This window comes from Tropicimonas sp. (assembly GCF_047971885.1).
Taxonomy (GTDB): domain Bacteria; phylum Pseudomonadota; class Alphaproteobacteria; order Rhodobacterales; family Rhodobacteraceae; genus Tropicimonas.
Window position 1 is genome coordinate 17,070 of sequence record NZ_JBKEAE010000151.1, and the last position, 10,776, is coordinate 27,845.

Below are 10,776 nucleotides of genomic sequence, written 5' to 3' on the forward strand. Positions count from 1 at the left end.
GTAAAAATACAGGACCACGCGAAGGAGCAGCTCTCGTGACCGTTTATGGCAGGCGCCTTGTGCGCGGCTTTGCGAGCGTATTCGCAGCCGCGGCTTTTGTGAGCCCGTTTCAGCTCTCGGCAGAAACACTTACCGATGCGCTGATTGATGCGTACCGGAATTCGAACCTTCTGGAACAGAACCGGGCGCTGCTGCGGATTGCCGACGATGACGTGGCAATCGCCTTTTCCGATCTGCTGCCGACGCTGAATTTCATCGCCAACCTGAGCGGAACCGACCCCAACAACAACGTCCGCCGCAGCAATCCGCTGACCGGCGAGGTCGAATACGGCGATCGTCTTGTCGCCACCTACCAGTTGCAGGCCGAGATGGTGATCTACGCCGGCGGCCGCAACCGGAACACGCTCGAGGCGCGCAAGGAATCGGTTCTGGCCACGCGCGAGGCGCTGCGCTCGGTCGAGCAGCAGATACTGCTTCAGGCGGTTTCGGCCTATATGGGCGTGCTGCGTGCCGAGGCCTATGTCGATCTGCGCGAAAACAACGTGCGGGTGCTGACGCAGGAGCGGCAGGCCACAAGCGACCGTTTCGAGGTCGGGGAAGTCACCCGGACCGATGTCGCGCAGGCCGAAAGCCGCCATGCGGCTGCCGTCAGCCTGCTGGAAGCGGCGCGCGGCGACCGCGACGTGGCGCGCGAGCAGTTCCGCACCGCTGTCGGGCGGTATCCGGGCGATCTTGTGACGCCGCCGAACATGCCGGCGACCGCGGCGAATGTCGACGAGGCGGCGCGGCTGGCCGTGCGCACCCATCCGGATATCCGGCAGGCGCAGCGCGAAGTGACCGTTGCCGAGATCGGCATGAAAGTTGCGCGCGGGGCCTATCTGCCGACGATCAGTGGACAGATCTCGGCCAATACCGACAGCGAGGAAAAATACGAATACCGCCAGTTGGGCATCACGCTTTCGCAGCCGATCTATCAGGGCGGCGGGCTGGCGGCGCTTGAACGCCAGGCGATCGCCCGTCGCGATGCGGCACGCTCCAGCCTGCTGCAGACCACCCTTTCGGTCGAGGAGAATGTCGGCAACGCATGGGCGCGGCTCGAGGCGGCCAAGGCGCAGATCCGTGCCACCGACCTTCAGATCAACGCAGCGCAGATCGCTTTCGACGGCACGCGGGAAGAGGCGACGCTCGGCGCGCGGACAACGCTCGATGTTCTCGACGCGGAGCAGGAGCTTCTGGATGCGCGCGCCTCGCGGATCGACGCGATCGCGACGGAATATGTAGCGGTTTATTCACTTCTCTCTGCGATGGGTCTGATGACTGTCGATCATCTGAAGCTTGGCATCCAGACCTATGACCCCGCCGGCTACTACAATGCCGTCAAACACGCCCCGGCCCGGCTTTCGCCCCGGGGCATGCAACTCGACCGGGTCCTTCGGAAGATCGGCAGGGAGTAATCCGCCCCGGACAGGGAAACGGCAACCGGCCGGCGCTCGCCTGACGCCGCACCCGGTTGCGTCCCCGGGGCGACACCTGTCGCGCCACCCTTCGGGCGGCCGCAACCCGAGGGAACGACATGACCAATCTTCCAGCCGCAGAATCTGCGGGTGATGTGCTGTCTTCGATTCGCCGACTGATCGACAGGGATCGTACCGGCGTATCCTTGGATGTGCCGCCGCCGCGGGATGTTGCCGTTTTCGCGCATGGGCCGCGTGCGGGGAAATCCCCTGATCGCCTGCCCGATGCCACCGCGCCGGAGATGTCCGGAAAGCAGGTTCCACCGGACGGGGCCGTACCGGTTGTCCGTTTCGGGCGCAACCGGCTGGAGGTCAGCCGTCAGGATCCGAAACGTCCGTTGCAGGAGGACGGCGTTTCCGGTGCCGTTCGGCAGAAGATCTCCGCAACCGGCCCGTTCGCCGGCCCTGTTCCGGCTTCGCCCAAGGTACCGCATACGGGATCGCCCGACCGGAATGCGGAACTGCAGGCGACGGTCGCCGAGGCGGTGCGCCGCGAACTGCGGGGTGAGCTTGGCGAACGGATCACCCGCAGCGTGCGGATGCTGGTCCGGCGCGAGCTTCGCCGGGCGCAGGAGGAGCGCGGCGCATGACAATGCCGCACCGACAGCGCAAGGCGATGCGCTGACAGGATTTGCCGGGTCCGCATACGAAAGAAGCGCACCGTGGGGTGCGCTTCTTTCGTACAGCGGTGCTGCGGTGTCAGGCGGCTTCGGCCTGTTCGGCGGCTTGCCGACGTTCGCTTTCCTCGCGTGACAGCGCGACCGAGGTCCGCACGCCCTTGGAAACGAATTCCATCAGGCCGGAAACGACGCGCTCGTTGGGGTCGATCCCCGCGCAACTCAGAACCTCGCGCCCGTCGCGCGATCGTGCCCAACGGGCAATCTGTTCCGGGCCGTTTCCGTATTTCTTATCGTCGGCAATGGCATCATCGAGTGCGGCAAGCACAACAGCGGCAAAGAGCTTGCGCGCCCTTTGGCCCTGTTCATAGTTGAATGCCGTACCGTCAACGAAATCGGTCATCTCGTCGTCCTTCTTATTCTTGCTCTTGTCTTTTCGGCGCGTGGCCGAATATGACGGTTTTACTTCGATTCGGTATTTCCGTTTTGGAATGCCTCATATGCACATATCGCATACCTGATAGCGCTGCCAACAAGGCTTTCCTCTGCTTGCCAGCGAGTAACACCCAAGATATAGAAGCCGCCAGTCCGCGTTCAAGCTCCGCAGGGTCCACCTCATGCCGAAAATCAACGGAAACGAAATCCGCCCGGGAAACGTTCTCGAGCACAACGGCGGCCTCTGGGCGGCGGTCAAGGTCGATCACGTCAAGCCCGGAAAGGGTGGCGCTTTCGCCCAGGTCGAACTGCGCAACCTGCGCAACGGCTCGAAGCTGAACGAGCGCTTCCGCAGCGCCGACAAGGTCGAGCGGGTGCGCCTCGAACAGAAGGACCAGCAGTTCCTGTACGAGAACGACGGCATGCTGGTCTTCATGGATGCCGATACCTTCGAGCAGATCGAACTGCCAGCCGAGATCCTGGGCGAGCGCCGGCCGTTCCTGCAGGACGGCATGGTCATCAAGATCGAGTATTACGACAATGAGGCGCTGAACGCGACCCTGCCGCAGAAAGTGACGTGCAAGGTGGTCGAGACCGAACCGGTGGTCAAGGGGCAGACGGCGGCGAACTCGTTCAAGCCGGCGCTTCTCGACAACGGTGTCAAGGTCATGGTGCCGCCCTTCGTTGGCCCGGACGAGGACATCATCGTCAATACCGAGACGATGGATTATTCCGAACGCGCCTGATCGCGGCGAAAGCCTGCGTTCCATTCTTCGAAACCGGGTTCGGGCTGCCATCTGGCGGCCCGATGCGTCTGCCGGCGCTTCGAAACGCTCAGAACCCCAGAGCGGCCAGACAGGAGTTAACCAGCCTGCGATAGCCGCCGCCGAACAGGCGAAGATGTACCAGTGCCGGCCAGAGCTGATAGACCGGGCGCCGTCCGGTCAGGCCGGGCTCCGCCGGGCCATAGCCATCGGAAAAATCCGCCCCGGGGGCGCCGAACAGATGCAGCATCGCAAGATCGACCTCGGCATGGCCGAAATAGCAGGCCGGGTCGATGAGATGCGCCGCGCCACCCGGTCCGAACAGCGCGTTGCCGGCCCAGAGATCGCCATGCAGCAGAGCGGGCGGCGGGGCATGCGGCAACAGATCGGGAAGCCGCGCGAGAAGCCGTTCGAGACGGCGGGCGACCGGATAGGGCAGGTGCGCAAGTTCTGGCGCCAGCCGCCTCTCGGCCCAGAACGCGGGCCAGTCGGATTTCGCGCCATTGGCGATGGTCACCAGCCCGAAGGCGTAATCCTCCGGCCAGCCGTAGTCCTGCCCGGTGTTCCGGTGAAGCCTGCCCAACTCGCGCCCGAGCGTCCGCCAGCCCTGCGGCGACGGTGCGGTTTCGTCCAGCGCTTCGAGCAGCAGAACACCCGGCGCGACGCCCAGCACCGCCGGTGCAGCCGCGCCGGCATCGCGGATCGCGGCAAGCATGCGGGCCTCGCGGTCCACCAGCGGCCCGGTCTTCAGAACCGTCCGCCGCCCGTCCGACAGTTTCAGCAGGGTGACATGCGACAGGTCCCCGCCATGCAGCCGCCGGTGCGAAACGATGTCCGCGCCGAGCAGCGATCGGGCGATCCTCAGGGGTTCCACCGAATATGCGCCGTGCCGGCCTGCATGGGGCCGGTCGCCCTGTCGAAGCGCAGAAAGGCGATGGCCCTGTCCCCGGACTGCGTGAAGAGCGTGCCGGCCTGACGGTCGCCTGCCATGATGGCGGTTCCAACCGGCGCGGCACCCTGCAAGTCCACGGTGACCAGCCCCTTTCGAAGCTCGGTCTTGTGTTTCATACGCGCGGTAACTTCCTGTCCGACATAGCAGCCCTTGCGGAAGTCGACGCCGTTGAGCCGCTCGAAACCGCATTCGAGGATGTAGCTGTCGTCGGGGATCAGTTCGATCCCGCTTTCCGGGATGCAGGCAGCGACGCGGAGCGCGGCCCAGTCGGCGGGTCCGGCAGGGGCGGCCTGCCTGGCAATGTACCGCCAGCCGAGCGACGGGTGGCGCGGGTCTTCGAAGGCGCCGTCGGGGCGCGCACCCAGCCCGCGCGTCACCAGCAGGTCGGTTGCCCCGATGCTCACATCGGCGCGCAGACGGTACATCGAAAGCCGCCGCAAGAGCCCCCCGGCAAAGGCCGTATCGACATCGAGCAGGACGCGATCCCCGTCGGCGACAAGGAAAAAATCGGCAAGGTACTTGCCCTGCGGGCTCAGCAGCGCGGCATAGACCGACCCCTGCACCAGCCTGTTCACATCGTTGCTCACCAGCCCCTGCAGGAAGTCGAGCCGGTCGCTGCCGCCAATCGCCAGCACGCTGCGTCGCGTTGCCGTCTGGTCCGTCATTTTTCCGCTCCCGCCGCCATGTTGCCAGATATAATGTACGGCAGACCACCCTGACAGGGCTTTATCATGTCGGCACCGCTGAGTGTCATCATCCCGACGCTGAATGCCGAAGCCGCGCTGCGCGCATTGCTGCCCGGTCTGGTCGACGGGCTGGCCACGGGTCTGCTGCGCGAGGTGATTGTCAGCGACGGCGGCTCGACCGACGGCACGCTCGCACTGGCCGGGGCCGCCGGTGCGATTGTGGTGACCGGCCCCCCGGGGCGCGGCGGGCAGATCGGACGCGGCGCGACGGCCGCTCGCGGCAGCTGGCTGCTGGTGCTGCATGCCGATACGTGCCTGCCCGAGGGCTGGGCAAGAGAGGTAAGCGCGGCGATGGCCCGGCCCGAACGCGCCCATGTATTTCGCCTGTCCTTTCGGGCGAGCGGGCTTGCCCCGCGCCTTGTCGCGGGCTGGGCCAACCTGCGCACGCGGCTTTTCGGGCTGCCTTACGGCGATCAGGGGCTGCTGATCGCACGCCCCCTGCTGGAAAGCATGGGCGGCTATCCCGACCTGCCGCTGATGGAGGATGTGGCTCTCGCCCGCGCACTGGCCCGGCGCCCGGCGCTTCTGCCGCTGTACGTCAGCACCGACGCGGCGCGCTACGAGGCTGATGGGTGGTTGCGCCGTGGCGGGCGCAACCTGTGGCTGCTGGTGCGCTATTTCGCCGGGGTCAGGCCCGAGCGGCTGGCGCGGGGCTATTCCGCCGCTTCCGGGGCGCCTTCGTCGTCGAACTGAAGCCGGTAAAGCCGGGAATAGGCGCCATCGCGCGCGATCAGTTCGGCATGGGTGCCTTCCTCGACAACCTGCCCGGCGTCGAGCACGACGATCTTGTCGGCGTCGCGCACCGTCGACAGGCGGTGGGCGATCACCAGCGTGGTCCGCCCTTGGGAGAGCCGTTCCAGCGCTTCGTGGACAATCGCCTCGGATTGCGCGTCGAGCGCCGAGGTCGCCTCGTCGAGTAGCAGGATCGGCGTGTCGCGCAGCAGGGCGCGCGCGATGGCGACCCGCTGGCGCTGCCCGCCCGAAAGCGCCGAACCGCGCGGCCCGGCGGGCGTGTCGAGCCCGTCGGGCAGGGCGTCGATGAAGTCGGCCACATGCGCCGCCTCGACGACAGCGCGCAACCGTTGGTCCGAAACGTCGGTGCGGCCAAGCAGGATATTCTCGCGCACCGATTCGTCGAACAGCAGCGCATCCTGCGTGACCACTGAAATCTGCGCCCTCAGATCGGCCAGATCGAATGCCCGGATATCGGTGTCCGAAAGCGTCACGCGGCCCCTGTCGATATCGACCAGCCGCGTCAGCACGTTGAACACCGTCGACTTGCCCGCCCCCGACAGCCCGACCAGCGCGGTGGTCTGACCCGCTTCGGCGGTGAACGAGACGCCGCGCAGCACCGGCAGATCGCCATAGGCCAGATGGACATCGAAGAGCCGGATATCGCCGAGCGCCTCGGGCAGTCGTGCCGGATTGTCCGGGCTGGTCAGTGTCGGGCGCGTATCGAACAGCGTTCGCAGCCGGTAGAGGCTGACCGACATCTGCTGCCAGAGCCCGCTGACCGCGCCCAGCCGTCGCAGCGGCTCGAAGGCGAGCGCAAGCGCGGTGAAGAACGACATGAACTCTCCCACCGTCTTGTTGCCCGACATGATCTCGTTGCCGCCATAGTAGAGCACGCCGAGAAAGCCGATCCCGCTCATGATGTCGACCAGCGCCGGCATCAGCGCCTTGCCCAGAGAGGCGCGGGTCTCGGTCTCGATCTGCTTGTCGGCAAGGTCCGAATAGCGCCCGGCCTGATAGGCCTCGAGCGCGTTCAGCTTGATCGGCGTGATACCGTGGAAAATCTCGTCGAGCCGGGTCACCATCTGCTGCGCGTTGAGCCGCTGGGTCAGCGTGATCTGGCGCACGAAGCGCTGCACCAGCATCGACGGCAGGATCATCAGCGGCGCACCGATGAAGGCGACGAGCGTCCACCGCCAGTCGATCCACAGGATGACCGCCGTCAGCGAAACCAGCGCCACCACATCGCGCCCGACCCCGGTGACGATGACGTTCGAGACGTTGCGGATCGCCCCTGTGTCGCCGCGGATGCGTTCCATCAGGGCGCCGGGCGGGTTGTTCTGGTGAAACAGCGTGTCGAGCGTCATCACATGGCGCAGCAGGTCGGTCTGGATGGCAAAGACGATCCTGGCCGAAGTGCGGGTGATCAGGACACGCTGCGACACGTTGGCGATCGCCCGGGTGATGAACGCCCCGCCGATGGCCAGCCCGATCCACAGCATCGCGCCGGAATTGCCGCCGATGAAAACATCGTCGAACATCGGTTTGATCATGTAGCTGAGAAGCCCCAGCATCGACCCTTCGACCGACATCAGGATGGCGGCAAGAACGATGACGGGCAGGTACCGGCGCAGATAGCTGCGCCAGAGCCAGCGCAGCAGACGCATCTGTTCGTGATGGTCGAGTTGGTCGACGCTGTCGCCGAGGTCCTGCCGGGGCTTGCTCATCTTCCGCCTGTATGTTTCCGTTCGAAGCTTCTTGTCACGGCCGCGTGATCGTACTCGGTGCGGAACCAGGTTTCCATGCCGATCGGCTCTTCGGCGTTCCGCGCCTCGTAGAGGTCGAAAATGTGGTCGACGATCCCGGTCGCCGTACGGTCCGAATGCAGGTAGCGCATCGAAAGGTGCCTGCGCGCTTCGGCCAGCGGTGCGCCTTCGATGACTACCTTGTACAGCACCGCTGCCAGCCCGGCCCGGTCGGCGCCGGATTTGCAATGCATGACAAAAGGACGGGGCATGTCGCGCATGGTATCGATCAGCCGGGTTATCTCGGGTCCTTTCGCCGCCCTGCGGGCATATATCCGTGCCACCCGCAATTCGAGCCCAAGCGCGCGGCAGGCCTCCTCCTCGAACAGCCAGGCGCCGTTTCCGTCAGCCCCACGCAGGTTCAGTACCGCGACGATGCCGCGCTCCCTGTAGCGGCGCAACTGCGCCGGCGAGGGCTGATTCGACCGGTAGACGCCATCGGCCACCTTGTCGAAATTGCTCCACAGGATGCGCAGCGCGGCATGGTCGAACAACTGGAAATGCCACCACGCCCGCCGCCGGAAGGCCGGATCCGACAGGTCGGCGCCGTCAGGTGCGCGCATGTGCCGTTCAAGGCTGCTGAACCAGGAGGCAAGGCGTTGGTGCATGTATTCGGCCGTCTCCCGGATGTGGCTGCCCGGCAAAAGCCGCGAAGAATGAATGAAATAGTACCGCGGGGGTCTAGCGCAAGACGCCGGCGCAGGGCAAGCAGCCAGGAGTGGCCGGATCGCAGCACCGGATTCGGGTGTGCGGCCGGTTTCCCGAAAGGAGCCCGACCGATGTCGTTGTCCCGCGGACGCCCCTATCTTGCCATTCCCGGCCCGTCGGTGATGCCCGATGCGGTGCTCAACGCGATGCACCGGGCATCGCCCAATATCTATTCGGGCGAGCTGATCGATATGGTTGCCAGCCTGCTGCCCGATCTGAAGCGGGTGGCGTGTACCGACCAAGAGGTTGCGATCTATATCACCAATGGTCACGGCGCCTGGGAGGCGGCACTGACCAACCTGTTCAGCCGGGGCGACCGGGTGCTGGTGCCGGCCACCGGTCTTTTCGCCCATGGCTGGGCGAATATGGCCGAGCGGCTGGGGGTCAGTGTGCGGCGGCTCGATTTCGGGCGCAGGTCGGCCATCGACCCGGCAGAGGTCGAGGCCGTGTTGCGGGCCGACCGCACGCACAGCATCAAGGCGGTGATGACGGTTCAGGTGGATACCGCAACATCGGTCCGCAACGACGTGCGCGGCCTGCGCGCCGCCATCGACCGGGCCGGCCACCCGGCGCTGCTGGTCATCGACTGTATCGCCTCGCTGGCGGTGGACGAGTTCCGCATGGACGAATGGGGCGTCGATGCCATGGTCGCTGCAAGCCAGAAGGGGCTGATGACGCCGCCGGGGCTGGGCTTTGTCTTTTTCAACGCCAGGGCCGACAGGGCGCGCGAGGCGGCCGGTCTCGTCACGCCCTATTGGGACTGGCGGCCGCGCGCCACGCCCGAAGTCTTCTACCAGTATTTCTGCGGCACCGCGCCGACCCATCACCTTTACGGTTTGCGCGCGGCGCTGGACATGATCCTCGACGAGGGGATCGGGGCTGTCTGGCGTCGCCACGCGACCCTCGCGCGCGGGGTCTGGGCGGCCTTTGATGCCTGGGGGCGTGCAGGGGGAATGGAGATGAACATCGCCGATCCGGCGATGCGCAGCCATGCGGTGACGACGATCCGCGCCGGCGGCGACAACGGCCGCCGGATCCAGGACTGGACGGCGCGCCACGCCGGCGTGACGCTCGGGATCGGGCTGGGCATGGAGACCGACGAGGATCCGCAATCGGCCGCCAGTTTCAGGATCGGCCATATGGGCCATGTCAATGCGCATATGGTCATGGGGGCGCTGGGGGCGGTCGGGATGGCGCTGCACGCGCTTGAGGTTCCGCATGGACCCGGCGCACTGGAAGCTGCCGCCGGAGTTCTGGCCGAGGGTGTCACCGCAAGCCGCCGGTCCTGACAGGCTGATCGTGTGATCTCGCGCTATCAGCCGGCACCGGATGATGCCACAGTCAGCGCCCCGGGCAGCGCGGCCGCGAAACGGTCCAGTTCTTCCGCAGGACCGCAGGAAACCCGGATGCAGCGATCCTGCGGCGCGACAAACGGCATGCGCACGAAGATATCGCGCGCGATCAGTTCGTTCAGGACGGTCCGGGCGAAACTGCCATCCCCGCCGCAATCGACCGCGACGAAATTCGCCGCCGACGGCAACGCCGACAACGCATTGTCGCGGGCGATGGCGGCGATACGGTCGCGCGCTGCAGCAACCCTGTCCTGCGTCGTCGCCAGATGCGCCGTATCGCGCAAGCTGGCAAGCGCGGCCGCCTGCGCCAGCCGCCCGACGCCGAAGTGGTTTCGTACCTTGTCGAAGGCGCCGATCAGGTCAGGATGGCCGATGGCATAGCCGATCCGCATGCCGGCCAGCCCGTGCGCCTTGGAGAAGGTGCGCAGCCGGATCACACGCGGATCGGTGGTATCGACCGGCGGTGCGATACCTTCGGGGGCGAATTCGACATAGGCCTCGTCGAGCGCCAGCAGGCAGCCGTCCGGGATTGCATCGATGGTGGCCGACACCGCCTCGGCAGGCCACCACGTGCCCATCGGGTTGTCGGGATTGGCCAGATAGATCAGCCTGGCCCCGACCGCCCCGGCCTCGGCCAGCAATGCGGCGGGGTCTTCGCGGTCCTCGCGATAGGGCACCCTGAACAACTGTCCGCCATGTCCCGCGACGTGGAAATTGAACGTCGGGTAGGCGCCATCGGAGGTGACGACCGCATCGCCCGGTGCGACCAGCAGGCGGACGAGATAGCCCAGAAGGCCGTCGATACCCTCTCCCACCGTGATGGTTTCGGGCGGTATCCCGTGATGAGCGGCCAGCGCCTGTTTCAGGTCGTGCGCCTGCGGGTCCCCGTATTTCCACGCCTCGGCAGCGGCTCCCGCGATGGCGGCAACCGCGGCGGGCGAGGGGCCGAAACCCAGTTCGTTGGCGCCGAGCCGCGCGATGAATGGGCGCGCACGGGCGCGTTCCTGCGCCTCGGGCCCGACAAAGGGAACGGTTGCGGGCAGGGCGGCGGCAAGCGGCGTCAGGCGGGGTCCGGTCATGACGCAAACGTTATGCCGAGCGCCGCGCGCACCGCAAGGGTTGCGGTACGGCGCTGCTCGGATAGTGTGTCG

At 66.2% G+C, this 10,776-nt stretch carries 11 protein-coding genes; 5 read left to right on the forward strand and 6 right to left on the reverse strand.

Annotated elements, in window-relative coordinates; translation table 11 throughout:
• Window positions 1-98: 98 nt before the first annotated feature.
• Complete coding sequence (locus ACK5IR_RS12970; protein WP_416929569.1) at window positions 99-1,454, forward strand: TolC family outer membrane protein; 1,356 nt, start codon at window positions 99-101, stop codon at window positions 1,452-1,454.
• A 302-nt stretch (window positions 1,455-1,756) separates the two neighbouring features.
• Window positions 1,757-2,104, forward strand: coding sequence for a hypothetical protein (locus ACK5IR_RS12975; protein ID WP_416929571.1), 348 nt, complete (start codon window positions 1,757-1,759; stop codon window positions 2,102-2,104).
• 109 nt (window positions 2,105-2,213) lie between these two features.
• Here ACK5IR_RS12975 and ACK5IR_RS12980 read toward each other — a convergent pair whose 3' ends face one another.
• Window positions 2,214-2,534 (reverse strand): DUF6280 family protein, encoded by a 321-nt coding sequence (locus ACK5IR_RS12980; RefSeq protein ID WP_416929573.1) that lies wholly within the window; start codon window positions 2,532-2,534, stop codon window positions 2,214-2,216.
• Window positions 2,535-2,748: 214 nt separating this feature from the next.
• Between ACK5IR_RS12980 and efp the strand changes: the two genes are divergently transcribed.
• Window positions 2,749-3,312, forward strand: coding sequence for an elongation factor P (gene efp / locus ACK5IR_RS12985; RefSeq protein ID WP_416929575.1), 564 nt, complete (start codon window positions 2,749-2,751; stop codon window positions 3,310-3,312).
• Between the two features lie 88 nt (window positions 3,313-3,400).
• Here efp and ACK5IR_RS12990 read toward each other — a convergent pair whose 3' ends face one another.
• Together ACK5IR_RS12990 and ACK5IR_RS12995 are read right to left on the reverse strand one after the other, a co-directional pair.
• A complete protein-coding gene (locus tag ACK5IR_RS12990) occupies window positions 3,401-4,204 on the reverse strand; it encodes a fructosamine kinase family protein (protein ID WP_416929577.1) in 804 nt (267 codons plus the stop codon).
• A complete protein-coding gene (locus tag ACK5IR_RS12995) occupies window positions 4,192-4,947 on the reverse strand; it encodes a YgfZ/GcvT domain-containing protein (RefSeq protein WP_416929579.1) in 756 nt (251 codons plus the stop codon). Before ACK5IR_RS12995 ends, ACK5IR_RS12990 begins: the two co-directional genes overlap by 13 nt.
• A 66-nt stretch (window positions 4,948-5,013) precedes the next feature.
• Between ACK5IR_RS12995 and ACK5IR_RS13000 the strand changes: the two genes are divergently transcribed.
• Window positions 5,014-5,721, forward strand: coding sequence for a TIGR04283 family arsenosugar biosynthesis glycosyltransferase (locus ACK5IR_RS13000; protein WP_416929581.1), 708 nt, complete (start codon window positions 5,014-5,016; stop codon window positions 5,719-5,721).
• Here the strand turns inward: ACK5IR_RS13000 and ACK5IR_RS13005 are convergent.
• Window positions 5,682-7,487: an ABC transporter ATP-binding protein gene (locus ACK5IR_RS13005; protein ID WP_416929583.1), complete on the reverse strand. Its 1,806-nt coding sequence runs from the start codon at window positions 7,485-7,487 to the stop codon at window positions 5,682-5,684. The two genes, ACK5IR_RS13000 and ACK5IR_RS13005, sit on opposite strands and share 40 nt — an antisense overlap.
• Window positions 7,484-8,128, reverse strand: coding sequence for a tyrosine-protein phosphatase (locus ACK5IR_RS13010; protein ID WP_416929585.1), 645 nt, complete (start codon window positions 8,126-8,128; stop codon window positions 7,484-7,486). Before ACK5IR_RS13010 ends, ACK5IR_RS13005 begins: the two co-directional genes overlap by 4 nt.
• Before the next feature lie 216 nt (window positions 8,129-8,344).
• Between ACK5IR_RS13010 and ACK5IR_RS13015 the strand changes: the two genes are divergently transcribed.
• Window positions 8,345-9,562: a pyridoxal-phosphate-dependent aminotransferase family protein gene (locus tag ACK5IR_RS13015; RefSeq protein WP_416929587.1), complete on the forward strand. Its 1,218-nt coding sequence runs from the start codon at window positions 8,345-8,347 to the stop codon at window positions 9,560-9,562.
• A 26-nt stretch (window positions 9,563-9,588) separates the two neighbouring features.
• Here the strand turns inward: ACK5IR_RS13015 and ACK5IR_RS13020 are convergent, their stop codons facing one another.
• Window positions 9,589-10,704: a pyridoxal phosphate-dependent aminotransferase gene (locus ACK5IR_RS13020; protein WP_416929589.1), complete on the reverse strand. Its 1,116-nt coding sequence runs from the start codon at window positions 10,702-10,704 to the stop codon at window positions 9,589-9,591.
• Between the last annotated feature and the right edge of the window lie 72 nt (window positions 10,705-10,776).